This is a genomic window from Alicyclobacillus contaminans DSM 17975 (assembly GCF_000429525.1).
GTDB lineage: Bacteria > Bacillota > Bacilli > Alicyclobacillales > Alicyclobacillaceae > Alicyclobacillus_A > Alicyclobacillus_A contaminans.
The window spans coordinates 44942-71324 of record NZ_AUCA01000015.1 but is presented as its reverse complement, the minus strand read 5'-3'; the positions used below and the strand labels follow the sequence as shown (position 1 = coordinate 71324).

The 26383-nt window shown below is 58.7% G+C and carries 23 protein-coding genes, 1 pseudogene and 1 riboswitch; of the genes and pseudogenes, 4 read left to right on the top strand and 20 right to left on the bottom strand.

Annotated elements, in window-relative coordinates:
- Positions 1-65 precede the first annotated feature (65 nt).
- Positions 66-284, bottom strand: coding sequence for a transposase (locus G463_RS22250; RefSeq protein WP_026974755.1), 219 nt, complete (start codon positions 282-284; stop codon positions 66-68).
- A gap of 88 nt (positions 285-372) precedes the next feature.
- Between G463_RS22250 and G463_RS23810 the strand changes: the two genes are divergently transcribed.
- Positions 373-504, top strand: coding sequence for a hypothetical protein (locus G463_RS23810; RefSeq protein WP_281171068.1), 132 nt, complete (start codon positions 373-375; stop codon positions 502-504).
- Between the two features lie 584 nt (positions 505-1088).
- On the top strand, positions 1089-1193 hold the full coding sequence (locus G463_RS22805) for a putative holin-like toxin (RefSeq protein ID WP_156900135.1): 105 nt from the start codon (positions 1089-1091) through the stop codon (positions 1191-1193).
- Positions 1194-1364: 171 nt separating this feature from the next.
- On the opposite strand, the gene G463_RS0108030 is transcribed toward G463_RS22805, so the two are convergent.
- From G463_RS0108030 to ilvE, 12 genes are all read right to left on the bottom strand, one after another.
- Positions 1365-2186, bottom strand: coding sequence for a class I SAM-dependent methyltransferase (locus G463_RS0108030; protein ID WP_026974753.1), 822 nt, complete (start codon positions 2184-2186; stop codon positions 1365-1367).
- Between the two features lie 326 nt (positions 2187-2512).
- Complete coding sequence (locus G463_RS0108025; RefSeq protein WP_026974752.1) at positions 2513-2878, bottom strand: Lin0512 family protein; 366 nt, start codon at positions 2876-2878, stop codon at positions 2513-2515.
- 24 nt (positions 2879-2902) lie between these two features.
- Positions 2903-3559, bottom strand: a complete 657-nt coding sequence (locus tag G463_RS0108020) for a 3'-5' exonuclease (protein WP_026974751.1) — start codon at positions 3557-3559, stop codon at positions 2903-2905.
- 162 nt (positions 3560-3721) lie between these two features.
- Entirely contained in the window at positions 3722-4324 is a 603-nt protein-coding gene (leuD, locus tag G463_RS0108015; RefSeq protein WP_026974750.1) for a 3-isopropylmalate dehydratase small subunit, read from the bottom strand.
- Positions 4325-4385: 61 nt separating this feature from the next.
- Positions 4386-5789 (bottom strand): 3-isopropylmalate dehydratase large subunit, encoded by a 1404-nt coding sequence (gene leuC / locus G463_RS0108010; protein ID WP_026974749.1) that lies wholly within the window; start codon positions 5787-5789, stop codon positions 4386-4388.
- Positions 5770-6870 (bottom strand): 3-isopropylmalate dehydrogenase, encoded by a 1101-nt coding sequence (gene leuB, locus G463_RS0108005; protein WP_026974748.1) that lies wholly within the window; start codon positions 6868-6870, stop codon positions 5770-5772. The genes leuC and leuB overlap by 20 nt, the downstream gene beginning before the upstream one ends.
- Before the next feature lie 26 nt (positions 6871-6896).
- Positions 6897-8429: a 2-isopropylmalate synthase gene (locus tag G463_RS0108000; protein WP_026974747.1), complete on the bottom strand. Its 1533-nt coding sequence runs from the start codon at positions 8427-8429 to the stop codon at positions 6897-6899.
- Positions 8416-9459, bottom strand: a complete 1044-nt coding sequence (gene ilvC / locus G463_RS0107995) for a ketol-acid reductoisomerase (RefSeq protein WP_084171392.1) — start codon at positions 9457-9459, stop codon at positions 8416-8418. The genes G463_RS0108000 and ilvC overlap by 14 nt, the downstream gene beginning before the upstream one ends.
- A 58-nt stretch (positions 9460-9517) precedes the next feature.
- Entirely contained in the window at positions 9518-10048 is a 531-nt protein-coding gene (gene ilvN / locus G463_RS0107990; protein ID WP_026974745.1) for an acetolactate synthase small subunit, read from the bottom strand.
- The gene (gene ilvB, locus G463_RS0107985) at positions 10045-11772 is read right to left on the bottom strand and encodes an acetolactate synthase large subunit (RefSeq protein ID WP_026974744.1); all 1728 of its coding nucleotides are present in this window, start codon (positions 11770-11772) and stop codon (positions 10045-10047) included. Before ilvB ends, ilvN begins: the two co-directional genes overlap by 4 nt.
- 37 nt (positions 11773-11809) lie before the next feature.
- Positions 11810-13480 carry a dihydroxy-acid dehydratase gene (ilvD, locus tag G463_RS0107980; protein ID WP_026974743.1) on the bottom strand — a complete coding sequence of 557 codons (1671 nt, stop codon included), beginning with the start codon at positions 13478-13480 and terminating at the stop codon, positions 11810-11812.
- A 13-nt stretch (positions 13481-13493) separates the two neighbouring features.
- Positions 13494-14396: a branched-chain-amino-acid transaminase gene (gene ilvE, locus G463_RS0107975; RefSeq protein ID WP_026974742.1), complete on the bottom strand. Its 903-nt coding sequence runs from the start codon at positions 14394-14396 to the stop codon at positions 13494-13496.
- Between the two features lie 734 nt (positions 14397-15130).
- Positions 15131-15264: riboswitch (cyclic di-AMP (ydaO/yuaA leader) on the bottom strand.
- A 213-nt stretch (positions 15265-15477) separates the two neighbouring features.
- On the opposite strand from ilvE, the gene G463_RS0107970 reads away from it, so the two are divergent.
- Positions 15478-17670, top strand: a complete 2193-nt coding sequence (locus tag G463_RS0107970; RefSeq protein WP_026974741.1) for a HelD family protein — start codon at positions 15478-15480, stop codon at positions 17668-17670.
- 80 nt (positions 17671-17750) lie between these two features.
- Here the strand turns inward: G463_RS0107970 and G463_RS0107965 are convergent, their stop codons facing one another.
- From G463_RS0107965 to G463_RS19425, 5 genes and pseudogenes are all read right to left on the bottom strand, one after another.
- Complete coding sequence (locus G463_RS0107965) at positions 17751-18512, bottom strand: SDR family NAD(P)-dependent oxidoreductase (protein WP_026974740.1); 762 nt, start codon at positions 18510-18512, stop codon at positions 17751-17753.
- Between the two features lie 68 nt (positions 18513-18580).
- Positions 18581-18994, bottom strand: coding sequence for a MaoC/PaaZ C-terminal domain-containing protein (locus G463_RS19430; RefSeq protein WP_035486273.1), 414 nt, complete (start codon positions 18992-18994; stop codon positions 18581-18583).
- Positions 18991-19431 (bottom strand): MaoC family dehydratase N-terminal domain-containing protein, encoded by a 441-nt coding sequence (locus G463_RS0107955; protein ID WP_026974739.1) that lies wholly within the window; start codon positions 19429-19431, stop codon positions 18991-18993. The genes G463_RS19430 and G463_RS0107955 overlap by 4 nt, the downstream gene beginning before the upstream one ends.
- A 122-nt stretch (positions 19432-19553) precedes the next feature.
- Positions 19554-21176 (bottom strand): long-chain fatty acid--CoA ligase, encoded by a 1623-nt coding sequence (locus G463_RS0107950; protein WP_026974738.1) that lies wholly within the window; start codon positions 21174-21176, stop codon positions 19554-19556.
- A gap of 221 nt (positions 21177-21397) precedes the next feature.
- A pseudogene (locus tag G463_RS19425) lies at positions 21398-22922 on the bottom strand (M3 family metallopeptidase).
- Positions 22923-23073: 151 nt separating this feature from the next.
- On the opposite strand from G463_RS19425, the gene G463_RS0107940 reads away from it, so the two are divergent.
- Positions 23074-24054, top strand: coding sequence for an NAD(P)H-quinone oxidoreductase (locus tag G463_RS0107940; RefSeq protein ID WP_026974737.1), 981 nt, complete (start codon positions 23074-23076; stop codon positions 24052-24054).
- Between the two features lie 28 nt (positions 24055-24082).
- Here the strand turns inward: G463_RS0107940 and G463_RS0107935 are convergent, their stop codons facing one another.
- Both G463_RS0107935 and G463_RS0107930 read right to left on the bottom strand, forming a co-directional pair.
- Positions 24083-24916: a L,D-transpeptidase family protein gene (locus G463_RS0107935; protein ID WP_026974736.1), complete on the bottom strand. Its 834-nt coding sequence runs from the start codon at positions 24914-24916 to the stop codon at positions 24083-24085.
- 200 nt (positions 24917-25116) lie between these two features.
- Positions 25117-26283: an FtsW/RodA/SpoVE family cell cycle protein gene (locus tag G463_RS0107930; RefSeq protein ID WP_026974735.1), complete on the bottom strand. Its 1167-nt coding sequence runs from the start codon at positions 26281-26283 to the stop codon at positions 25117-25119.
- Positions 26284-26383 lie beyond the last annotated feature (100 nt).

Here is a 26383-nt window from a genome sequence, read left to right as displayed (position 1 = left end):
TGAATTCTAGGCATCCCGCGTGCGGTTGTACTTACTCCGTGCTGTCTCGCCCCCGATGCAAGGACTCACATGGTCGCCAACCTCGACCATCCATTCCGGAATATCTTCAATAGGTTGTGACACATGGCCACCAATGACCACTCTCCTTGTACTTTGGCAAGCCCACGCAGGGACAAGCGAATGAATCCCATGCATGCCTTGATGTGGCCGTACACAGGCTCGATAATCACCTTGCGCTTGGCGTATATCGCTCGTCCACGCTTGGTCATCAGCTTGCGTGCCATCCGTTGCTTCGGTGTATACGACTTTGGTATTGCGAAAAGTTCTCAATCGTTGCCATACAGTCATCCGTCTAATAGGGAGGTTGATATGATGCGAGTGGGTATCAAGCTGAAGGTATGGTTGGCCGTATCGACTGTCACGTCATTTGCATTAGCTGCTTTGCTGCCGATCTGGTACGTCGCTCAGGTGCTTGGTAAGTTCGGTGTTACCGTCTCTATTTAACGGCACGAAGGGCGTGCTGACCCTGACGACGCCGAGCGACATAACGGTGAACCATCCGTCTCCGCCGAAGGCTGCTGCGATTAACAGTGGAACAATGGTCATTCAGAGCAACGGCAAGGCTGTGACTATGCGCCGCGTATTGCGTATCACGATGAAGGGACGACGATTCTGACGACCCTCGTACCTGTGTACTACCTCGAAAAGGCGCTGGGTAATATGGGCATCACGACAGCCTGGGACGGTATCAACTGGGCGATAACGCAAGAGGGCGGCACCGAAGCGACAAAGCTCGATTTCTATGCGCCGCCGGAGATGATTTACGGCGACCTCTCGGTTGGGCTACTGCCTGGTAACAGTGCGACCTTGGGATATTAAACACGGCCGCTTCTCGGAATCGCGAGGCGGTTTTTGTTTTGCCGTGCAAGGTGGCTTGAGATGAACTATCTATCAACTGGCGGCTACAGGATTGTGTTGAATCCGAAGGCACCGCTTGATGCACAGATGGAACAAAATTGATAGACTACACGTAGGTACCACCTTGGGGGTTCACTCCCTGCCCGGTCTTCGGGAAGGGGGGTGAGGCCATGAGTGTAGCCAGTGCGCTGTCGTTGATGATCGAGTTTGGATCGTTCATCGTCACGTTACTGTCGCTCGTCGTGGCTGTGGTTCTTGCCATGAAACGCAAGTAACCGCCCCCATCGGTTAGCGCCTGTGGGGCGGCTACTTGCACGCGTCATTAAAGCGGGCAGGGACGGCGCCCAAGGCGTCGGTACCCGGGAGCCGAAGGATGCAGCCTTCGGCTCTCTTTTCATTTTTAGTGTAGCACAACTGGAATATGCGTCAATCTTTCTTCATTCTTGTCATTTGATGCCAAAACGCATTCGATAACTGAAGACGACGTTCAGAACCTGATCTTGAAAGTGGCTTTTGACGATGTCTTTAAACGTTTCAATGCTATTATCAAGTTCGGTCCATCCGGATCGCAAAACCGTTTGCAGACTTCCTTGACTCAAGGCTAACCCCACGTATCTCTCCGCATCACAGGAATCTGTGACATGAAAGACGACCTCTTTCGTAAAGCGAAACGACCGACTTTCTTGCATTTGTCTGAGGTGTTCATCCTTCGGCCATTTTTTCGCAGTCATATCGCTTGGGATACGGTCATGGATCAGAGCATCTGCTTGATGTATGAGTTGTACATAATGTTCTTCGACTTTCCAGTTGACGGATGGCGGCCAGTCACAGTCGTAAGCCGCAAAAATACCACCACTCCGCAGCACCCTCGAAACTTCACGAAGTGTGCTGACCGGCTCCATCCAGTGAAACGACTGGGAGCAGGTGACGACATCGACGCTTTCTGATTCCAAATCGAGTTGATTCGCGAATCCGCGAACGAACGATAGGTTATGGATGTCTGTCTTGGCGGTAAGATTCTCTTCTGCCTGCCTGCGCATATCATCATTAGGTTCCACTCCGATGACGCGGCTTGCAACGTCTTTCCAGACGAACGTGGATAGCCCTGTACCGCAACCGAGATCGACAACAACGGAGGGTTTCTTACCCAAGTACATTAAAATGAGTTCGACAACCATCTGAGGTGCCTTCGGGCGGTACGTATCGTACTCGTTTGCAAACCCGGAGAATCGGGTCACGTTGTGAATGATGTTTCCTGGTGGGATGATGGAAATCCCCTCCTAGTATATTGAAGTCAAGTACTCCCCAAGTTTTTTGAGATAAAATTCTCGTAGTGGTCGGGGTGCTACGTTCCCCTCCCTGAGACTCCGTTCTCGTTGACTGAGAGTGTGGCCCCCTCCTTACGAGAGTAAACGAATGAGCTGGATGTTGCCGGGTAAATGCCCAGGTCTTCGTATCTCGAACTAGTGCCCCTTCAGGCAACGTAGTTTGAGGATAGTGGAGGATCAACCAGTGGAATGGAGAATATCACCAACGGTGGTGATATTCATGTGCCTGTATGTCCGTGAATTGAGCCCTGCCGAGTGAAGGGGCACTAGTACCCGACTTCCACCACCGCGTTGACAATCACCATGTCATCATCATGCTCCGGGTCTCCGTGCTCCGGCAGGACAATCCCGCTGCTGGCGAGCATTCCTCCCTGCACCACTCGCACTTCCACCTGGCCGTACGGGAACACGGCACGCACCGCATCCACGTCCAGTGCCTCGTGGCGATAGGGCACGCCCAATGTCACGCGGACGCGCATCGCCGACAGGTCGTGATTTGGAAGCACGGTGCGAATCCCAGGCAGGGAATTATGTCCAATCGCGTTTCTGCACGCGCGAACCGCCGCCGTTGTGACGTCCTGCCCATGGAGGTCAATGCCCATGCCCACCTCGATAAACATCACCTGCTCCATGTCGAGCGCTTCCTCCCCTCTGCATCATTCGCTCTGCCCCAGCACATCCTTGAGCGCCGCGAACGGATTGTTGTGAAATTCTTCTTCGTAGACCACTTCCGTCTGGTAGACCCCGGAACAATCATTGCGCTCCAGCGTGAACACCGGACTGTCCGGATTGAAGATGCGAAGCAGCACCTGCAGCGTGTGCTGCGCGTCGACCAGCGCGCTGTGTTCCTGGCCTTCCGGCGCTATCTGAAGCATTTCCATGGCGCGTTTCAGCGACGTCCGCTTTTCCAATCGCTGCACTTGGCCGAACCAGCGTTGGATGTCGTTGTAGTTGCGGATCCAGTCCAGCGACAGGTTGTGCCGCTTGCAGTCCGCGATGAAGTAGTCACGATCCGACAGCGACCACGAACACAGGAAATATTCGTCCGATCCGAGCCAGGCCAAAAACCGCTCCATCACTTCCGGAAACTGCCCGGCGCGCTCCACCTGCGCCTGCGTGATCCCGGTCAGCTTGGTGGTGGTGACCGGAATGGACGTGACGCTCTGCGGCTCCACGTATGTGTGAAACGTGTCTTCCGGTTTCAACTGACCGGACTCCAGTCGCACGCGAATGGCGGCAATTTCAATGATTTCGGATTGGAACATCAAGCCTTTTTGGACGATGGCTTCCACATCGTGGACTATCAACTGCACCGTATTCACCCTCATATCCGCTTGCGGGATATCCACAGGCTTCCCGTCTCACCGGAAGCTCTGGTCCATGCCCGTTTGCATTCATCCTATCACATCCCGTTCCCTCCAGTCCGCATAAAAAAACCAGACTGCGCAGAACGCAATCTGGTGTGGGGCACAGCTTCAGACCGGTTGGACCGATGACGCCCGCCGGCTTTCATACAAGCGGATCTCAGCTTCGTATTGCATGGTCAGGCCAATTTCATCCAATCCCTGCAGCAGCATGTTGCGCCGAAATGCGTCGATTTCAAACGCGTGGGACCACCCGGTGTCGTCCGAAATGACCTGGTTCTCCAGGTCCACTTCCAGTTCGTAGCCCGGTTCCAGCGCCTTTTGCAAGAGCACGTCCACCGCCGCCTGCGGGAGGGTGATGGGCAGAATGCCGTTTTTGAAACAATTGTTATAAAAGATGTCCGCATACGACGGCGCGATGATCACCTGAAACCCGTAATCGAGCAGCGCCCACGGCGCGTGTTCGCGCGAAGAGCCGCACCCGAAGTTGGCGCCGGCGACCAAGATGCTCGCACCGCTGTACTGCGGTTGATTCAATTCGAACTCCGGATTGGGACTGCCGTCGGACAGAAACCGCCAGTCGTAGAACAGAAACTGTCCGAACCCGGAACGCTCCACCCGCTTCAGAAATTGCTTGGGAATAATCTGGTCTGTATCCACGTTCACGCGGTTCATGCGTGCAACCAAACCACGATGCCGAACCAGTGGTTTCATGAATGGATTCCCTCCTTTTTCGCGCAATGCCAGAAGCGACCGCTTCTTCATCCACCGGTGCTCAGGAAGACATCAGCGCGCGCACATCCACAAACCGGCCCGCGATGGCCGCTGCCGCCGCCATGGCCGGGCTGACCAGGTGTGTGCGCGCACCCCGGCCCTGCCGCCCTTCGAAATTCCGATTGGAGGTGGAAGCACAGCGCTCGCCGGCGGGCACCGTGTCCGGGTTCATCGCCAGGCACATGCTGCAGCCCGCTTCGCGCCACTCAAATCCGGCCTGCTTGAAGATTTCGTGCAGCCCTTCTCGTTCCGCCTGTTCTTTCACCCGTTTACTTCCAGGAACCACCAACGCCCGAATGCCCGGCGCCACTTTGCGGTTTTTCACCACAGCGGCCGCCTGTCGAAGATCTTCAATTCGAGAATTCGTACACGATCCAATGAACACATGATCCACCGCGATGTCTTGAATCGGTGTCCCCGGTTGCAGCCCCATGTACTTCAGCGCCTGCTCCACCGCCTGACGTTCCACCTCGTCCTCGATGTCTGCGGGATTCGGCACCGTCCCGTTGACGCCGACGCACATCGACGGGTTGGTTCCCCAGGTCACCTGCGGCTCCAGCGTCGACACATCAAAGCGGATGACTCGGTCATACACCGCGCCTTCGTCGCTGTTGAGCGCTCGCCACTGTTCGACACAGCGTTCAAACTCGGCACCTGCCGGCGCGTACCGGCGACCGCGGATGTACTCGAAAGTCGTGTCGTCCGGGCCCACCAAGCCAGCCCGCGCCCCGCCTTCAATCACCATGTTGCACATGGTCATCCGCTCTTCCATCGACATCGCCCGTACGACCGGCCCGGTGAACTCAATCACGTAGCCCGCGCCAAAGGAGACGCCGTGCTTCGCGATGACACCGAGAATCACGTCTTTCGCCGTCACCCCAGGCGCGCGCTCCCCCTGCAGGTCCAACTGCAGCGTTTGGGGCCGCTTCTGCCACAGACATTGCGTCGCCAACACGTGTTCGACCTCACTGGTGCCAATCCCGAAGGCGAGCGCGCCGAACGCTCCGTGCGTAGACGTGTGGCTGTCGCCGCAAACCACGGTCTTGCCGGGAAGCGTGAGGCCAAGCTCCGGCCCGATGACATGCACAATACCCTGATCCGGACTTTCCAGACCGGCCAGCGGAATTCCGAACGCTTTGCAGTTCTCCGCCAGTGTGGCAATCTGCTTGGCGGCAATCGGATCGCGAACGTCAAACGGGTTCACGGTCGGCACATTGTGGTCCATCGTGGCAAAGGTTCGATCCGGACGCCGCACCTTGCGCCCGGCCAACCGTAATCCCTCAAACGCCTGTGGCGAGGTGACCTCGTGAACCAGGTGCAGGTCGATGTACAGCAGCGCGGGGCCGCTTTCCGATTCGGTTACCACGTGTGCATCCCAAATTTTTTCAAAGAGTGTTTTTGGCATGTTCCAATTCCCCCGTGACAATGGTTTCCCGGACCAAATCTCCGATTTCCGACGTCGATACGAACGCGCCGCCGTTCGCCAAATCCGCCGTCCGATAGCCCTGCCGCAGGACCGCGGCCACCGCCGTCTCCACAGCCGATGCCTCGCGGTCCAACTGAAACGAATACCTGAGCATCAGCGCCACGGACAGGAACGTCGCCAACGGATTGGCGAGCCCCTTCCCGGCGATGTCCGGCGCGGAACCGTGAACCGGCTCGTACAGTCCCGGGCCATTGCCGAGACTGGCGGACGGCAGCATGCCTATGGATCCGGTCAGCATGGCGGCTTCGTCGGACAGAATGTCGCCGAAGAGATTTTCCGTCACCACCACGTCAAACTGCGCGGGATTCTTCACCAATTGCATCGCAGCGTTGTCCACCAACATGTGCTGCAGGGCCACATCCGGATACCGTGCCGCCACCGACTCCGCAATTTCGCGCCAAAGTCGGCTGCTCTCCAGCACGTTCGCCTTGTCCACCGACGTCACGTGCTTGCGCCGGGTCTTCGCAATCTCAAACGCCCGGACCAGAATTCGCTCGATTTCCTGCTCGGTGTAACGCAACGTGTCCACCACTTCCACGCCGTCCGGGCATGTCTGCCGACCGCGCGGCTGTCCGAAGTAGATGCCTCCGGTCAGCTCGCGCACAATCACCAGATCAATCCCCTGTAAGACCTCCGGCTTCAGCGTGGACGCCCCGGCCAACTCCGGAAACACCTTCACCGGCCGCAGATTCGCGTAGACGCCCAGGTGTTTGCGAATCCCGAGCAACCCCGCCTCCGGCCGCCGCTCCGCAGTCTCCCGATCCCATTTGGGGCCGCCCACCGCGCCCAGCAGAACGGCGTCACTCTCATCACAGGCCGCAAGCGTTGATGCAGGCAGCGGCGTACCGTGCGCGTCCACGGCCGCACCGCCAATTTCCGCATACTTGAAATCAAATCGATGGCCGTAATGACGGCCTATGGTCTCCAGCAACCGAACCGCTTCCGCGGTGACCTCCGGTCCGATGCCGTCTCCCGGCAACACACAAATCTGTTTTTTCACTGTACTCTCTCCCATGCCTCGTATCGTCAACCACCGGTGGCAACCAGTTCAAACTGTTCCTTCAACAGAACCCGGTTAATGGCGTCGAGGAACGACTTCGCCGAAGCCAGCAGAACGTCGCTGTCGACGCCGCGGCCGTTGGCGACGTGACCGTGGTACTCTACTTTCACGTACACTTCCGCCAATGAGTCGGGTCCGCTCGACGTGGATTGAATGCGGTAGTCCTTGAGCACCACCGGCTCGTTGAGCAGCCGTTCCATGGTTCGGTAGATGGCCTCCACGCTGCCCTGTCCGGTCGCCGCTTCGCGAACCACCGTGCCGTCCGGCTTGCGAATGCCGACCGTGGAAGTGGCGACACCGTTCGATCCGTATGAGATGTGCAACATCTGCAGTTCGTATCCGGTCCGTTCACCGGCCACATCGGTCGCGAGCGCCAGAATGTCCTCGTCGGTCACTTCTTTTTTCTTCTCGGTCAGTTCCTTGAAGGCACGGAACAGGTCATTGAACGACTTGTCATCCATCCGCAACCCGAGTTCTGCGCACCGCTCGCGGAACGCATGGCGTCCGGAGTGTTTCCCGAGCACCAACTGGTTGGAGGACAGGCCGACCATCTCCGGCGAAATGATTTCGTACGTCAACGCATGCTTCAACACACCATCCTGGTGGATCCCCGACTCGTGCGCGAACGCATTGGCACCGACCACGGCCTTGTTCGGCGGCACGGGCATGCCGGTCAATTTGCTCACCAGGCGACTGGTCAACACCGTTTGCTGCAGTTGGAGGTTGGTGCTGGCCTGGTACACATCCTTGCGAATCGCCAACGCGATGGCGATTTCCTCGAGGGATGCGTTTCCGGCGCGCTCACCGATGCCGTTGATGGTTCCCTCCACCTGATCCACTCCGGCTTCGATGGCCGCCAACGAATTCGCGACCGCCAACCCAAGGTCGTCATGGCAATGAGCCGACAATTTCACCCGGTGAATGTTCGGGACGTGCTCCCGAATGTAGCGGAACAGGGCCGAGTACTCGGCGGGTGATGTATAACCGACTGTGTCCGGCAGGTTGATGACTTTCGCCCCTGCGTCTATCACCTTTTCTACGATGCGCGCGAGAAAATCCCAATCGCTTCGCGTGGCGTCTTCCGCAGACCACTCCACCACGGGGAACAGTTTGGCCGCGTGACGGACGGACGCAACCGCCGTCTCCATCACCTCGTCGGGCCGCATGCGCAATTTGTATTCCATGTGAATGGGAGAGGTTGCGAGAAAGATGTGCAACCTCGGTTCCACCGCGCCTTTCAGCGCCTCCCACGCCGTGTCGATATCCGCCTGTGTGGACCTGGCCAATCCAGCCACCGAGCACTGTTTGATCCGATTTGCGATATCCTGCACGGCAAGGAAATCTCCGCGCGACGAAGCCGGGAAACCGGCCTCCATGACGGTGACACCGTAGCGTTCCAATTGATACGCAATCTCCAACTTCTCATGGGCGTGCAAGTTCACCCCGGCAGACTGCTCTCCATCCCGCAGCGTGGTGTCGAAGACGTCAATGATTCGCACTCGGTACGACCTCCCGCTGTTTGTTTTTGATGAACGGCATCATTTCGCGCAGTTGGCGCCCGACCACCTCAACCGGGTGCGTTTGTTCGCGGGTGTTGATGGCGTTGAAGACCGGTCGCCCATCTTCGTTCTCTTGAATCCAGCGCTTGGCAAACGTACCATCTTGAATTTCCTTCAGCAGCGCCTTCATCTCCTGGCGGACGCTGTCGTTGACAATGCGCGGTCCGGCGGTGAAGTCCCCCCACTGCGCCGTGTCCGAAATGGAATAGCGCATGCCGGACAAACCACCTTCATACATCAGGTCGACAATCAACTTCATCTCGTGAAGACATTCGAAGTAGGCCAATTCCGGCTGATATCCGGCTTCCGTGAGCGTTTCGAAGCCCGCTTTGACCAATGCCGACAGTCCGCCGCAGAGCACCGCCTGCTCACCGAACAGGTCCGTCTCCGTCTCCTCTTTGAACGAGGTCTCAAGGACGCCCGCCCGCGTCGCGCCGATGCCTTTGGCGTACGCGAATGCGGTTTCCCGAGCATTCCCGGAAGCGTCCTGATGCACCGCAATCAATGCGGGCACGCCACCCCCCTGGGCATACACCCGCCGCACCAGATGTCCCGGGCCCTTCGGGGCGACGAGGAACACATCGACATCCGCCGGCGGCACGATTTGCCCGAAGTGAATATTGAATCCGTGCGCAAACGCGAGCGCCTTGCCCGCCTTCAAGTACGGCCGAATCTCCTGCTCATACACCTGTTTCTGCTTCTCGTCCGGCAACAGCAGCATCACCACATCTGCCTGCTCCGCCGCTTCAGCCACCGGCAGCACGGTGAATCCGTCTTCCTGTGCCTGGTCGAACGACTTGCCCGGACGCTGCCCAATGACCACGCGAATACCGCTGTCGCGCAGGTTCTGCGCGTGCGCGTGCCCCTGACTGCCATATCCCACAATCGCCACCGTTTTATCGGCCAATCCCGCCAACGTCACGTCACTGTCGTAGTACATCTTTGCCATGCTCATCTTCTCCTTCTTCATCTTTCTCTTTCCTGCAAGCTGCTTCTTTCCAGCGAGAGCGCTGGGCCATCAGGTTTTCTCACAACGGCAGCAACTGCATCCGCCGGATGGCATTCCCGTCCGCCGCTTTATCGGTCTCGCGCGGAAACGCCGTGACGCCGGTCCTTGCCAGGTCCTTGATGCCGTACGGGCGCAGCAGGCTCACCAACGCCTCAATCTTGTCCGGGTGACCGGTCGCCTGAATGGTGATGCTCTCCCGTGTCACATCCACCACGGTCGCGCGGAACGGTTCTATCAGCGTGAATATCTCCGCCCGCGTCGACAGCGGGCTGTTCACGCGGAGCAACACCAGCTCCCGGGCGATGATGGATTGGTCCGTAATGTCGGACACTTTAATGACGTCAATCTGTTTGTGCAGCTGTTTGATCACCTGTTCAGCATCGCGCTCGCTGTCCACGTCGAGGAGAATGGTCATTCTCGACAGTTCCTCGGTTTCCGTGGTTCCCACCGTGATGCTCTGAATGTTGAAGCCTCGGCGCAGAAACAATCCGGTCACGCGATTCAGGACCCCGGTTCTGTTGTTGACAATCACGGTGATGATACGGATCACGGTTTCACCCCCTCCATCTGGTGCAATCCCTTGCCGGGCGCAATCATCGGATACACGTTTTCATCCGGCGCCACCCTGCACTCCACCAACACGGGCCCCGGATGGGCGAACGCCTCGGCCAGCACGCGTTCCACGTCGCCCGGCGACGTCACCACACGGCCCGGAATGCCGTACGCATCCGCCAGTTTGACGAAGTCCGGTGAGCTGGACAGCAGCGACTCCGAATAGCGCGCACCGTGGAACAACTCCTGCCACTGACGGACCATGCCGAGCGCCTGATTGTTCAGAATCACCACCTTCACAGGCAGTTGATAATCGACCAACACGGACAGCTCTTGCAACGTCATTTGGAAGCCGCCGTCGCCGAGAATGGCGCACACCGTCGAATCCGGGCTGGCGATTTGCGCGCCGATGGCCGCGGGCAAACCAAACCCCATGGTGCCAAGCCCTCCCGAGGTCACCCAACGGTTGGGCCGGTTCATTCCGTAGTACTGCGCCGCCCACATCTGGTGCTGGCCCACGTCGGTGACCACAATCGCGTCTCCCTTCGTCAACCGGTGAATGGATTCCACCACGAACTGTGGTTTCAGCACCTGCCCGGCCCGCTCGTACCAGAGCGGGAAGTCCCGTCTCAACCCTTGCAAATATCCAATCCAAGCTTCCGATGAGCTCGGAGCCGCCAGTTCCTCCAACAACATCTCCAACGCCGCCCGAGCATCGCCCACCACCGGAATATCGGTGAAGACGTTCTTGCCAATCTCGGCCGGATCGATATCGATGTGAACCACCTTGGCGGAGGGAGCAAAGTGCGCCAAGTTGCCCGTCAGTCGGTCATCAAACCGCGCGCCGACATTGATGAGCAAATCCGCTTCATACATGGCCATGTTGGCTGCGTATGTGCCGTGCATGCCGCCCATGCCGAGGAACAGTTCATGGTCTGCCGGGAAGCTGCCCAGCCCGAGCAGGGTGTTCACCACCGGGATGCGCGCCTGCTCCGCGAACGTCCGCAACACCTCGTGTCCGCCTGCGTGAATCACGCCGGCCCCCGCCAACAGCACGGGTTTCTCCGCGTGCCGAATTGCTTCTGCAACCTTTCGAATCTGCAGACGATTGGGGATAAACGTCGGCTGATAGCCGGGGAGATGCACGGGCTCTTCGTAGGAGAACAGCCCCACCGCGTTGGAAACATCTTTGGGAATGTCAATCAACACCGGTCCCGGGCGCCCACTTTGGGCGAGGTGGAATGCCTCCTTGATGATGCGAGGTAGGTCTTCCACGCGCCGCACCTGATAATTGTGCTTGGTGACAGGCATCGTGATGCTCAGGATGGCCGCTTCCTGGAACGCGTCCGAGCCAATCACGGACGTGCTGACCTGGCCGGTGATGACCACCAGCGGCAGGGAATCCATCATGGCATCTGTGATACCCGTGATCAGGTTGGTGGCCCCCGGTCCGGACGTGGCAATCACCACCCCAGCCTTGCCGGTCACGCGCGCATAGCCTTCCGCCGCATGAATGCCACCCTGCTCATGACGAGTCAGAATGTGGCGAATTCCGCACCCGTAGAGCGCGTCGTAGATGGGCAGCACAGCCCCGCCCGGATATCCGAACAGGACCTCCACCCCCTCTTCTTTGAGCGCCTGCACCAACATGGCGGCACCGGTCATCTCGCGGTGCGCCACCTGTCGTTCTGCCGTCTGCGCTTCGACGGAATTGGTCTGCATCGCCATCCCTCCTCGTTGGGCGTCTTGCCCTGTGCATTTATGCTTTCAACACGCCGCCCGTATTGGCCGAAGTGACCAACTGGGCATAGCGCTTCAAATAGCCGAAATTGACCTTGGGTTCCGGCGGAGTGAACCGCGCTCTACGCGCCGCCAGTTCCTCGTCGCTGACGCAGAGTTCAATCGTCCTCGCTTCCAAATCAATCACAATCCGGTCTCCGGCCTCTATCAGACCGATGGGCCCGCCTTCCGCTGCTTCCGGCGAGATGTGGCCAACGCAGATGCCCCGCGTGGCACCGGAGAATCGGCCGTCCGTGATGAGGGCCACGTCCGTATCGAGTCCCCGTCCGACAATGGACGACGTCGGCGCCAACATTTCCGGCATTCCCGGGCCGCCCTTCGGCCCTTCGTAGCGGATGACCACCACATGTCCCGGTCGGACGCTGCCGTTGTCAATGCCCTGCTGCGCGGCGTCCTGGGAATCGAACACAATGGCGGTGCCTTCGAACCGTTTGATGCTCGGATCGACTGCGCCCACTTTAATGACCGCGCCGTCCGGAGCCAGGTTGCCATAGAGAATGGATAGTCCGCCGACAGGGCTGTACGGATTGTGTCGGGGGCGAATGACCTCCGGATTCTTGATTTCCGCATTCGCGGCGTTTTCGCCGATGGTTCGTCCGGTGATGGTGATTCGATCTGGGTGGATGGCCCCGTCAATCTGGGACAGTTCGTGGATGATGGCCTGGATGCCACCGGCCAGGTGGACATCGTGAATCGAGTAGTCCGAGGCCGGGCTGATTTTGGCCAAGTACGGGACGCGCTTGGCGATCTCGTTGATGCGCTCGAGGCTGTAGTCAATGCCCGCCTCGTGCGCAATCGCCAGGAGGTGCAGGACCGTGTTGGTGCTGCCGCCCATCGCCATGTCGAGAGCAAACGCGTCATCGATGGCTTCGGCGGTGATGATGTCGCGTGGACGCACGTCCTGCTCAATGAGGCGCATCAGGTGGCGTGCGGCTTCAAAAATGAGGTCTTTTCGCTGTTCGGATACTGCGAGTACAGTACCGTTTCCCGGAGGCGCAATTCCCAGCATCTCCATGATGCAGTTCATCGAATTGGCGGTGAACATTCCGCTACAGCTGCCGCACGTCGGACACGCGTTGGATTCGATGTCCTGCAACTCCTCCGCCGTGATGCGGCCGGATTTGTAGCCGCCCACACCTTCGAACACGGAAGTGAGGGACAGCTGTTTACCGTTCTTGGCCCTGCCCGCCGCCATCGGCCCCCCGGAGACAAATACCGCAGGCACATTAGCACGAACGGCCGCCATCAGCATACCGGGCGTGATTTTGTCGCAGTTCGGCATGAAGAAGATGCCGTCAAACCAGTGCGCTTGGATCATCGTCTCGGCGGCATCGGCAATCAGCTCGCGGCTCGGCAGCGAGTATCGCATGCCGATGTGCCCCATCGCGATGCCGTCGTCCACCCCGATGGTGTTGAATTCGAACGGAATGCCACCGGCTTCGCGAATGGCCTGCTTCACAACGTCGCCCAGTTCGCGGAGATGAACGTGGCCCGGCACAATATCCACATACGAGTTACAGACCCCGATGAACGGTTTCGGCAAATCCGTCGGTTTGACCAGCCCTGTGGCATACAGCAGACTTCGGTGAGGCGCCCTATCGACACCCTTTTTGATCATGTCGCTGCGCATCTGTAAAACTCCTTTACGCCAATTCTGCATGCACGTTATTCAGCGTGTATTTCACACCGTCCGTCCTCGTCAACTTGCGGAACTCTTCCAGCAACCGGAACGTATGCGGCCCCGGTTTCCCCGTTCCAATCTGCCGGCTGTCCACACGAATCACCGGCATGATCTCCACCGCTGTACCGGTCAGGAAGACCTCGTCCGCGTTGTACACATCGTGCAGCGTGAAAGGCTCTTCTTTCACCACGTACCCCGATTTTTCCGCCACTTCCATGACCGCGCGCCGCGTGATGCCGTCCAGTGCGCCCAGGTAGCAAGGAGGCGTGTACAAAACGCCGCGCTTGACCAAGAACACGTTGTCACCGGACCCCTCTGTCACATATCCCTCGGTGTTCAGCGTCAGCGCTTCCGACGCTCCCGCTTGATGAGCCTCGATGCGGATGAGAATGTTATTGAGATAGTTCAGAGATTTGATCTTCGGATTCAGCGCATCCGGACGGTTCCGCCGCGTCGGCACCGTCACCAGCGCGGTGCCCGACTCATACATCTCCTTCGGGAACATCGCGAGCTGCTCCGCAATCACAATCACCTGAGGCTGTTGGCAACTGAACGGATCGAGCCCGAGATTGCCGATGCCGCGTGAAACGACCACACGAATGTAGGCGCTTGCTAATTCGTTCTTCTGCAAGGTTCGAACAATCACGTCTTCCATTTCACTCGGCGAATAGGGCATATTCAACATCACCGTTTTGGCGGACTCGTACAGCCGTTCCACGTGAGCACCCAATCGAAACACATTGCAGTCATAGGAGCGAATTCCTTCAAAAATCCCGTCGCCATACAAGAATCCGTGGTCAAACACGGAAACTTTGGCTTCCTCGCGAGGAACGAATTGGTCGTTCATGAAAATCCATTGTCCCATGTCAGGTCCTCCTCAGATGTCGGAATATTATAACTACTAAAATTGAAATAAAGAGACCTCTGCATTCAGTTCCGTCCATACGGCCATCTGGGCTTTCCGGTTCAGAACCTTCCGCGGAGGCTTTTATCCTCACGGTGTACACCGATTGGGTGCTGGCATCGCTCGGTCCAATTTGTCCTGTGTTGAAATCACAGCGGAACCCTAGATACCCTCCTGAGCCTGCTGCACCGTTTGCAGTCCCTCACTGCCAACGAGACGGTGAATGCCATCCCTGGGGATGCCGAAGCGGCGTTTTCCGCGCCATGGCGGGGACTGCAAAAGCTGTTGTTGTGATTGTACCGATGCGGACGATGGAGGTCAATACAACGGAATTGCATGAAATCCGGAGCATTCTGACGTGTAAGCGGTTACCTATCGATGTGAAGAAGAATTGAGAGGAATTGTGAAAAAACGATGAAAGACATGCCTAAGCCAGCGACTGCGCCTGCCCGAATTCACACCCGCGTCTCTGTGTAAATATGTTTTACAAAACGAATGCGATAGGACTAAAAAATCGTTTGTTTGATAACAAACCTCATCCATTACGTTCGTTTATTTGCCATCAACGATAGGCTGACTCGTTCCATTCGTCAATCCCATCGTTCACAATGCCATACAGCGAATGGATGAAGACGAACAAAAGCCCCCACAGTTGCACTGAAGGGGCTCACGGTCTATGCAGACATCACACACGAGTGTGCTCTCATGGTACGCTTACGAAGTTAGCTGTCGGATTCGGACAGGAGAGACTGCCCTACCAGCCGTGGCCGGATTCACCCCAGAAGTCGTGGGTCCCCCGCTCCCATTCGGGATTCAGCGCGAATATCCGATTGTGTGACCATCTTATCAAAAGACTGTGGGCGGTGCAACACGCAGGTCCACGTGGCCTCCGCTGATTTTGCGCGGTGTGTGGCGCGGTGCGGAGCTGAATGACCGCGGAATCAGGTGAATGAAGAAACGACGGATTTATGGAATGCAACGACTCGGTTAAGATAAGGTTCGGTGCATCACAGGTGATGCGAGTCTGCACGGAGGTGTGCCCATGGACGCGAAGGAATGGAACTTTGAACAAGCTTACCTGGAACAGGTGCAGGACACCCTCGATGCCGCGAAAGCCAGGGCGACACAGGCGTCGTCAAAGCGTTTCCAAGACTTGTTGGAGCATCGTCGGTACATGTGGGAAAACGTGGGCCACGACGCTGCCAGCGAGGAAATCCGTATTCTGCAGGCGCAGCACGTGGCCGACCTGGCGGACCAGTCGCGGGACTACGAGACGTTCGACCGACTCGTGGAGCATTACAACCAGATTCAACGCCGGCCGTACTTCGCCCGCATGGACCTGCGGTTTCAAGATACGCCGTCGCCGGAAACATTCTATCTGGGCATCGCCACCATCCGGCGGCCGAACAATATGAAAATATTGGTGCACGATTGGCGAGCTCCCATTGCCAGCGTGTATTACGATGCAACCCCGGGGCCGTTCTCGGTCAACACACCGCTCGGTGAAGAGACGGGGCAAATGATCCTGAAGCGCCAATACCGCATCCAGGGCCGTACTCTGGAGGGAATGTTCGACACCGATGTGCACATTGGCGACGATATGCTTCAATCCCTCCTGGCCAAGCACGCGGATGAACGAATGACCTCCATCGTGACCAGCATCCAACGGGAGCAGAATCAGGCCATTCGCAATATCGATCACCGCGTGTTCGTGGTGCAGGGACCCGCAGGAAGCGGCAAAACGTCTGTCGCCCTGCAACGGATTGCCTACCTGTTGTACGTACGTCGGCAATCTCTCGCCTCTCAGCAGGTTCTGTTTTTCACCCCGAACGCGATTTTTCAGGATTACATCTCGAACGTCCTGCCGGAGTTGGGAGAGGATAACGTCCAAACGGCCACTTTCATGGATTATGTGCGTCGCGCCTACGCGCTCGACATCCCGATGGAATCGTTCTATGCGCATCTGGATGCCGTACTGGATGGCGTCTCGGCCATCAAAGCCGAGAGCATTCGACTCAAGTTCAGCCGTGTTTTCTACGAACTCATGCAACGCTATGTGGAACACCTGTCGCGGCGGGGCATTTCCTTTGCCCCACTGCGCCTGCGGGGCAAGGTGGTGCTGCGCGCAGAAACGCTGGCGGAATGGTTCTACGGGCCCCTGGCCCGTTATCGCATGCCCGCGCGTTTTCAGCATCTGGCGGACAGACTGGACGGTGCGCTTCGCAAGTGGTCTGACGCGCTGCAACAGCGCCTGACCGAGAAGTGGATGGCGCGAACCGACTACATCGGTACCGACGATGAGATTCAGGACATGAGCCGCCGCCAGGCGAAGCGCGAAGCGGACAAACTCCGCGCCGACTTCGAGCGCCAAGTGCGGGAGCTTCCACTGCGGTTGTACCGGCAGTTGTTTGAGCGGGATGAAACGTTCGCCGCGGTGAGCCAGGGTTTGGGTTTGCCGGCCGAAATGGCGGAAATCCGCCGACACACCGTGGCCGCCCTCGCGGATGGCGGCCCCATTCCGTACGAGGACGCAATGCCCATCCTCTACCTGTACACCGCGATGCTCCCTCCGGTGCACCGCGAGGACATTCGGCACGTGCTGGTGGACGAAGCCCAGGACTACACGCGGCTGCAGTACGACGCGCTCCGCCGCCTGTTTCCGCGCGCCGGATTCACCGTGCTGGGTGACCTTCATCAATCGGTGCACCCCCTGATGCCGGCGAACGAGTTCCACCACCTCGATGAACTGTTCGGCCCAGGGGAAACGGCCGTTTGTCGGTTGCACAAGAGCTACCGTTCCACAGCCGAAATTCTCCGTTTTGCGGCGGACGTGCTCGGTGAACCCGACGTCGCTGATTCCATTCGTCGCGGCGGCGACGCGCCACAGGTCCTCTCGGTGCCCGTGACGGAGCGCATCAGGGCTGTGGCGGACGCAGTGGAGGCGCTCCAGCCATCGAGTGCATCCATCGCTGTCATCTGTCGGACCGCCAGCGACACGGAATCCATGCACCGCGCGCTCTCCAGCCGATGGTCTGTCCATCTGATAACGGCGAACGCGGACACGTTCCAATCGGGCGTGGTGGTGGTGCCTTCCTATCTCGCCAAGGGATTGGAGTTCGACGCCGTGATTGTCAGCGACGCTGACGCATATGCGCCGGAAGAACGCCGATTGCTGTACACCGCATGCACACGCGCCCTGCATCAGCTAGTCGTCATCCGTGCCGCTGGCCGATGAACCGGAAAAGCCCGGCCGCCCAACCGCGTGCGTTGGGGAGCCGGGCTTCGCGAACCCACTCACCATCCGGACGTCTGCCCTCAGCCGCGCGGTCCACCCGCGACATAAATCACCTGTCCGGACACAAAACTGGCATCCTCACTGCACAAAAACGCAATCACGTTGGCGACGTCCTCCGGTTGGCCGATGCGCCGCAGCGGGATCTCTTTCGCCATGTACGCCTTGAATTCATCCGGGCTGATGCCCATCCGCTCGGCCGTCTGTTTCGTCATATCGGTGTCGATAAAGCCGGGGGCCACCGCGTTGACATTGATATTGAACTGGCCGAGCTCAATGGCGAGCGTTTTCGTGAACCCTTGAATCCCCGCCTTGGCCGCGGCGTAATTGGCCTGTCCCCGATTGCCCAGGGCCGATGTGCTGCTGACGTTGACAATTTTGCCGAACCGGTTGGCCACCATGTGACGCTGTGCGGCGCGGCTGCACAAAAAGTGTCCGCGCAGGTGCACATTCATGACGGTGTCCCAGTCGTCGTCCGTCATCTTGAACAACAGGTTATCCCGGATCACGCCCGCGTTATTCACAAGAATATCCAGACTTCCGAACGTGGAAACGATGTTCTCCACCGCAGCTTCCACCTGCCCCGCATCCGCCACATTGCACGTGACCGCCAGCGCCTCGCCACCCGCAGTGCGGATTTCCGCCACCACGGCCTCACAGGCTGCCTCGTTCAGGTCCACCACGGCCACCTTTGCACCGTCTCTCGCCAACCGCTTCGCGGTCGCCGCGCCAATGCCCCGCGCCGCGCCGGTCACCATGGCTGTCCGGCCCGCCAAGTTTGCCATATGCATCTCTCCTTCTCCCGTTGTGCAGTTTCGTATTGAGAAGTACGGATCCGACTGATATACTCGCTTCAGACGGTGAACACGGCTGTTCCCGCCACCGCCAAGCGCCCATCCTGTTGGACCGTGGCGGTGACTTCGCAGGTCACATATTGGAGGCCGTCGCGCTCCTCCACCTCGGTGACCGTCCCCTCGCACACCAACACGTCCCCTGGACGGACCATTTCGCGGAAGCGGACACCGAACGTTTTCAGCGCGCCCATCGCTCCGACCGTGTCCGTCAGCAGTTGGCCGACGAACGCCATGGTCAGCATGCCGTGAGCAATCACGCCGCCAAGGCCGGCTTCTCTCGCGAACTCGTCCACGGTGTGAATGGGGTTGAAATCCCCGGATGCCCCCGAATACTTCACCAATTGCGTCTTGGTGACGGGCGGCTTCACCAGCGGACCCAATTTGTCGCCTACGGCGAACCGTTTGCGCGTCACGCGGAAAGCCCCCCTTCCCGACAGATGACGGTCAGTGTTTCACGAACCACCAATTCTCCCGTTTCATCCACCGCCGTGTTGTCAAATACTAGAAAAATCATGGTTCCCAGCCGCCCATTGCGTTCCCGCACCTCGCGCAGGGTGGAGGTGCAGTAGAGCACGTCCCCTGAGTAAATGGGTCGAAAGTACTCGAACATCTGCTCGCCGTGAATGAGTCCCGCCGATGGCAGGGGAAGGTCGGGGATGCGCCCATAGTCAAACGTCCGGCTGAACGTCGGTGGCGCAATCAGGCGTCCACCCGCCGCCTCGACATCCCGGTACACGGGATTCGGATCCCCGATGGCGTCGGCAAACTTCCGAATCGCACCGCGCTCCACCTCATTGCGCACCGGCGAGGACGAGCGGCCAACAAACGGTTCGAAGTCCTGAAGCGGCACAGCCACTCCTCCTTTTCACACATCTCTACCGACCGATTGGTCGATTCTATCATACACCATCGAGGCGGGTCAGAGCCCCACCTTTGTCCAACGAGTGAAGCAACAGGGCCATGTCGCGATGGTCAGGATGTGAGTTGCCCTTGTTCATACTGTTCGCGAAGGGTCTTCTTCGAGAACTTGCCGACGCTCGTCTTGGGTACCTCGTCAATGAAAATGACGTCGTCCGGAAGCCACCACTTGGCCACTCTGTCGGAGAGGTACGCCAGCAGTTCTTCCTTCGTCACCCTGCCGCGAAACTCCGGCTTCAAGGCCACACAGGCCAACGGCCGTTCCTGCCACTTCGGATGTTGAATCGCAATCACCGCCGCCTCCGCCACTGCGGGGTGGCCCATGATGGCGTTCTCGAGGTCGACCGAGGAGATCCATTCACCTCCGCTCTTGATGAGGTCGCGCGTCCTGTCCACAACCTGCAGGTAGCCGTCCGGATCGACCGTGGCAATATCCCCGGTCCGGAACCACCCGTCGACAAAGGCCTCCTGGCTTTTCTCGGGCAGCTTGTAGTATTCATCGATGATCCACGGCCCGCGCAGCAGCAACTCGCCCATTTCTTTGCCGTCGTGCGCCACCTCTTTGCCGTCGGCATTGACCACGCGCATCTCCAGGCACGGCAGCAACAGTCCGGTCTTCGCGCGCAACCGGTACAACTCCGGCCCCTGCAAATCTTTGTACTTGGACTTGGGCACGTTGATGAACGTGACCGGCGACGTTTCCGTCTGGCCGTACCCCTGGTACAACCGCACGCCCAACTTTTCTTGATACGCCTGCGTGAGCGAGGCGGGCAATGCCGATCCGCCGGACATCAAATAGCGGACATGGCTGAAGTCGTACTGTCCAGGATGAGACAGCACATGCTGGAGCACGCCCATCCACACCGTCGGTACACCCGCGCTGAACGTCACCCGCTCGTTCGTGATGAGGTCGCACAACACCTCCGGCGTCGGCCGTGCGCCTGGATACACCTGTTTACAGCCGGCCCAGGTGTCCACGTACGGACGTCCCCAGGCGTTGACGTGAAACATCGGAACGATGGGCATGGTGACATCGTCCTCGTCCACGCCGAGTTCCCCGGCGAGACATGCGAGACAGTGCAGAAACAGCCCTCGATGCGTGTAGACGACTCCTTTGGGATCTCCAGTGGTCGCGGATGTATAGCTGATGATGGCGGGCGTTTTTTCGTCGAATTCTGGAAAGGAGAACTCTGGGCTCGCACCGGCCAGCAGTGTTTCATAATGGAGGGCGTTGGGCAGACCGAGGTCCGGAAGTTCCGGTTTGTCCGTCATGACGACATAATGGCGAACCGTTTTCAGTTCGCTGGCAATATCCGCCATCACCGGAGCCAGGTCTTCGTCCACGAAAACCACCAAGTCTTCGGCGTGATTGATGGTGTAAATCAGCTGTTCCCGAAACAGGCGAATGTTCACCGTGTGTAGAATCCGCTGGGAACAGGGAACCGCAAAATACAGCTCCAGATGACGGTGATGGTTCCACGCGAAGGACGCCACGCGTTCTCCCGGCTTCACCCCCAGCGCGGCAAGGGCGTTGGCCAGTCGGCACACGCGTTGCTGCAGGTCTCGGTAGGTGTACCGGAACACCCCGGAGTAATCTCTGGAAACAATCTCCTTGTCCGGAAATACAGTGACTGCGCGGTACAGTATGGATTTTAACAACAGTGGATAATCCATCATCTTCCCCTTCACTCCCTCACATCGTTGGCCTATCTTAATCCGTCGGCGCACCTGGACGATGTTTGCCCCATTGCACACGCTGCGAATGATTGCGCTTTCAAGACATTATACGCCGCGTTCGTTCGGTGCCACAAGTTATTCTCCCAAAAATCAGTCTCTTGAGATTTTTGGTTGAGGGATTTGAGCGGCGTAGAGATCGCGCCGCCCAGCGGATGTGAGTCTCAGGCGAAACTGGTCTCCAACTCGTCCACCAATCTGCCAACGTGCGCCACCGCCTGGCGGATGGCGTCCCGCTTCGTCATGTCGACCCCCGCGTGATTCGTCAATTCCAGTGGGGTCATGGTGCCGCAACTCCCCTTCCAGCAAATGCGTCACAAAATTGTGGTAATACGTACCCAGCACCTGCTGAATAGCCCACTGCCGCATCTTCACATCGTTCGCCTGCCGATAGACATACTGGAACAACAGCAATTCATTGAGCGTGGACGGGGCTTCCACAAAATAGGTGGAGGGACGAGCGTTGATGAGTCGCTGATGGCGTTGGGCCAACGCGAAATGTCCCGCGTGTCCCAATTCATGTGCCAACACGAACGCACCCCGAACCGTATCCGTCCAGGTGATCAAAATGTATGGATGGGCGCCGTATGGACTGGAGCAGAAGGCACCGGTCGATTTGCCGATGTTGTCCGCGTAGTCAACCCAGCGCTGGGTGAGCGCGGTGCGCAAGATCTCTCGATATTCATCCCCCAGCACCGTGAATGCGTCGAGAATCATTTCGGACGCCTGCTGCACCGTGGTCTTCGGGTGAAAATCCGGTTGAAGCGGGGACTTGAGGTCGCAGAAGTGCAGCGTGTCCAGCCCAAGAACGCGTTTGCGAAGGGCCGCGTACCGCTGCATATGCGGCGCCAGTTCCTGCTGGATGACATCCAAAATGCTGTGGTACATCTCCAGGGTCACTTTCTGCGGCTGCAACAGCATCTCCGTCACAGATCCATAGCGGCGCTGCTTGGCCAAAGTCACCTGCTTGTTGACTTCTGTGGCGAGCGTGGCTGCAAAGGTATGCTGGTACCGGCGAAGCGTCGCCGTGAACGACGCGAACGCTCGACGCCGCAGGTCCGTGTCCGAAGACAACTCGTAATGGTCTTCGTAGAGGGCGAAGGAAACCGGATGCTCTTCTCCCTTGGCATCCACAACGGAGGCAAACGCCATATCGGACAGCTTGCTGCGTTGATAAATGAGATAGGGGGCGGCATGAACGCTGCTGAGGGCGGCCAATACGCGCTCGGTTTCCGGAGAGAGGGTGTGCGGTTTTTTCGCGAGAAGGTCTTCCAGGAAAACTCGGAAGTCCCGCAACCGTTCGTCATTGAGAAATTGGCGAATGGTTCCGGTGGGAAGACTCAAAATTTCCGATGGGACGAAGGCCAGTTCGGCGGAAATCCGCGCGGCCAAAGTGTCGACCTTTGCGGCATTGGCCTGGTTCACAGGGTTGGTGCTATCCGCGGACTGGCGCAGCGAAGCCCAAGTCTGGGCACGGCTCAATCGCCCCTGAAGCGCTTCCCGGGCGGTGAGACACCGCTCCAAGACCTCCGCGGACTCCCCAAGACGCCCCTGGTATTGCGTCACCTGTCGGACATCCGCCTCGATGGTGGTTAATTCTGCCAACCATTCCGCCTCCGAAGGGAACAGGTCAGCGAGATTCCACGTCAGTGCCTCGGGGACCTCCTCACGCCGCACCCGCTTTGTCACTCGCGTCGCCCCCTTTCACGGGTATATTTCGAATTCCGAATCAATTCCAGTATACCGCGCAGGGAGGAGAATGAGAACACTCCGTCCGACCGTGGGCAGGTTTGGTGTGCAATTCCAGACACGTTACAATGAAGAAAAAGGAGGCATGATCATGCGTGCGGTTGTCATGAATGGAACCGGCGGCCCGGAAGTGCTCACGCTCGGCGAAGCGGAGGCGCCGCAACATGGACCGAACGAATTGCTGGTGCGAGTTCGTGCTACGGCGCTCAACCGGGCGGACCTGTTGCAGCGGCGTGGATTGTATCCGCCTCCGCCGGGCGCATCCGAGATTCTCGGATTGGAAATGGCCGGGGAAGTGGTGGCAGTGGGCAGTGCGTGCGCCGGTTGGCAGGTCGGAGACCGGGTATTTGCGCTGCTGCCCGGGGGCGGTTATGCGGAATACGCGGCGATTCCAGCGGAGATGGCGATGCGCATTCCGGATTCGTTTCGCTTCGAAGAGGCGGCGGCCATCCCGGAAGTGTTCCTGACCGCTTATCTGAATCTATTCTGGTTGGGCGGACTCCGCGCGGGGCAGCGCGTCCTCGTCCACGCAGGCGCCAGCGGCGTTGGTACCGCTGCGATTCAACTGATTCGAGAGGCGGGCGCCGTCTCCTTCGCGACTGCGGGCAGTGCAGACAAAATCAAGCGCTGCTTGGCCCTTGGCGCACAGGCTGGATGGAACTATCACGATGGGCCATTTGCCCCGTGGCTGAAGGAAATCACCGAGGGGCACGGCGTCGACATCATTCTGGACTTCGTCGGTGCACCGTACTTTGAACAAAATATCAGATCGCTCGCGATGGACGGCCGACTGATGATCATCGGCACCCTCGGTGGTGTGAACGCTTCGGTGAACCTCGGCACCCTGTTGAGTCGGCGCCTGCAAGTCATCGGCACGGCGCTGCGATCGCGCAGTGTAGCCGACAAAATTCGCCTGACCCAGGAATTCGCGGCGTTTGCACTGCCGCGTTTTGCCGACGGACGGTTGCAACCGGTGATAGACCGCGTCTTCGACTGGCATGAAGCGGCCGCTGCGCACGCCTACATGGAATCCAACGCGAATGTGGGCAAAATTGTGCTGAAGGTCACCTGAAGCCGCGCGCTGCGCCGAGGTTGGACGGTCACGGGTTGGTATCCCCAATCCGGATGTCGTACTGGGCCTGTACGGCCACCGCCGTATCCGGCCCGACCATGCCGTCCGCCGCCAAACCGTACGCGGACTGAAAGGCGCGCACCGCCGCTTCGGTGGCCGCGTCATAGCTGCCGGTCACAGCACCACGATAGAAACCGAGTGTCTTCATCATCTGCTGCAGGCTCTGCACATCTGGGCCCGGCGTCACGTAGCGATGCAGCAGCCGTGTAGTGAACACCTGTCCGGTCACCGTCACCATCGTTCCTAGCGGGACCATTCTGTACACGCGCACAACGTCCTCGTTTCGCATTCGAATGCAGCCGTGGGACACAGACTGCCCAATGGTGGCCGGATTATCCGTTCCGTGGATGGCGTACCCGCCATTGGGCACGGACAGCCGCATCCACCGCGCTCCGAAAGGTCCTCCTGGATTTTCTGTTTTTTCGATGATCACCCAGTCGCCGACCGGAGTGGGCGTGGACGGCTTCCCGACGGTAACCGGATAGGTGTCAGTCAGACGGCCGTTCTGATACACGGACAGCAGGTTGCTCGTGGTGTCGACCGCCAGACGGTACTGCCCTCCCCCCCACGCAACCTGGTCCAATCCGAGCGCCATCCACGTCTCGGGACCTACGATGCCATCCGCCCGGATGCCGGAAGCCCGTTGAAACGCGATGACCGCCGCGCGGGTCTGTGAATTGTACTCCCCGTCAAATCCACCGGACAGCACTCCGAGCGCGATGAGGCGACGCTGCACCGCCATCACGTCCGGCCCCCGCATATCCGGCGTGGTCAAGCGCAAGAAGCGGCTTGCCTGCACCATCCTCGGCTCACTCCCCTGCGTCTGCGGGTGGACGCAGTGAAAACCCATGAAAAAAACCGCCATCGCACCCGTTCAGGGAAACGATATGCGGAGCGAGCATGTCCAACAACCGACGCCGCGGGAACGGTCACAGCGGCTTCATCAAAGCTAGACGCTCCTGACCGCCCGGGCGGCGCTTCAGGTGGTAGGACCAAAGGATCTCAGTTGAATCGCAGCGGCTTGTACCGAAGGGACACGCTGAGCGCGATGCCCACCGCGATGAAATTCGCCAGCAGCGAACTTCCGCCGTAGCTGATGAACGGCAACGTAATGCCCGTCGACGGGCTCAGGTACATGTCCATGCCGACGTTCTCAAACACCTGAAACGAAAACATTCCCAATATCCCCACCACCATGTACAGTCCAAATGTATCGGTGGCACTGCGGGCAATGCGCGTCAGCCGGTAGATCAGCGCCAGAAAACAGAGAATCAACCCGGCCGATCCGACAAACCCGAACTGTTCGCCCACGGAACTGAAAATATAGTCCGTCCATTCATTCGGAACACCCGAATGCAGCGACAGCAGCCCATTGAGCGCGCCCTCGCCGAACATCTGTCCGGAACCGATGGCCATCTGCGCCTGATGAACATTGAACCCGCTGCTCGACAGATTGTATGAAGGGTCGAGCCAGGCCAAGATCCGCTCTCCCTGGTAACCTTTCAACAGATGGTGCGGGATCAGCACCTTATGGACAAACGTGGCGGCCTCCTGCGCATAAAACATGGGAACCGTCACAAGCACAATGCCGAACATCAGCACGACCACACAAGACACCACGAACCAAGTGCGTTTCGTGAACGTGGTGAACATGATGAGAGAAATGGAAACCATCACAAGCGCCTGTCCCAACGCCGGCTCCTTCAAGGTGAGAACGAAAGGGGGAATGAGCACTGCCCAAAACGGCCACGAGGTGCGCAGCCGATAGTCCGGCAGTTCACTCTCATCCACATTGGCCATCAGCGCCGCCGTGCTGATGATGAGGGCCAGCTTGGCAAATTCGGACGGCTGAAACGTTGTCACCTTCAGATTGATCCAAGAGTGGGCGTAGTTCACGGCAGGAAATGCGAAGACCACAATCAACAATACCGTCGTCACGCCGTACACCCACCAATGGATGCGGCGCAGCAAGCGGTAGTCGTAGAACGCGGTCAGGAACATCACCACGAGACCGAGGATGCCGACCACCAACTGTTTGAGCCACGCGTGGCTCGGCATCAGCGGATTATGCACGCCTGCAATCGCCACGCAGCTGTACGCCAGCAGGATGCCGACGAGGGCCACGATGGCGTAATCCATTTCACGCAGGTATCTTTGCAGTCCTTCCACGATTGCACCCCGCCTGTTCGATTCGACTTGCATTCATCGACAAAGATATAATCTAATGTGCATCTTAACACAGACCATGGGGGGAAGGAGGTCTGGTTTC

Coding starts and splice junctions, on each gene's coding strand:
- G463_RS22250 (WP_026974755.1), bottom strand. CDS start 284: ATGGCACGCAAGCTGATGACCAAGCGTGGACGAGCGATATACGCCAAG.
- G463_RS23810 (WP_281171068.1), top strand. CDS start 373: ATGCGAGTGGGTATCAAGCTGAAGGTATGGTTGGCCGTATCGACTGTC.
- G463_RS22805 (WP_156900135.1), top strand. CDS start 1,089: ATGAGTGTAGCCAGTGCGCTGTCGTTGATGATCGAGTTTGGATCGTTC.
- G463_RS0108025 (WP_026974752.1), bottom strand. CDS start 2,878: ATGGAGCAGGTGATGTTTATCGAGGTGGGCATGGGCATTGACCTCCAT.
- leuD (WP_026974750.1), bottom strand. CDS start 4,324: ATGAAACCACTGGTTCGGCATCGTGGTTTGGTTGCACGCATGAACCGC.
- leuC (WP_026974749.1), bottom strand. CDS start 5,789: ATGCCAAAAACACTCTTTGAAAAAATTTGGGATGCACACGTGGTAACC.
- ilvC (WP_084171392.1), bottom strand. CDS start 9,459: ATGAAGAAGGAGAAGATGAGCATGGCAAAGATGTACTACGACAGTGAC.
- ilvB (WP_026974744.1), bottom strand. CDS start 11,772: ATGCAGACCAATTCCGTCGAAGCGCAGACGGCAGAACGACAGGTGGCG.
- ilvD (WP_026974743.1), bottom strand. CDS start 13,480: ATGCGCAGCGACATGATCAAAAAGGGTGTCGATAGGGCGCCTCACCGA.
- ilvE (WP_026974742.1), bottom strand. CDS start 14,396: ATGGGACAATGGATTTTCATGAACGACCAATTCGTTCCTCGCGAGGAA.
- G463_RS0107970 (WP_026974741.1), top strand. CDS start 15,478: ATGGACGCGAAGGAATGGAACTTTGAACAAGCTTACCTGGAACAGGTG.
- G463_RS0107965 (WP_026974740.1), bottom strand. CDS start 18,512: ATGGCAAACTTGGCGGGCCGGACAGCCATGGTGACCGGCGCGGCGCGG.
- G463_RS0107950 (WP_026974738.1), bottom strand. CDS start 21,176: ATGATGGATTATCCACTGTTGTTAAAATCCATACTGTACCGCGCAGTC.
- G463_RS0107940 (WP_026974737.1), top strand. CDS start 23,074: ATGCGTGCGGTTGTCATGAATGGAACCGGCGGCCCGGAAGTGCTCACG.
- G463_RS0107935 (WP_026974736.1), bottom strand. CDS start 24,916: ATGGTGCAGGCAAGCCGCTTCTTGCGCTTGACCACGCCGGATATGCGG.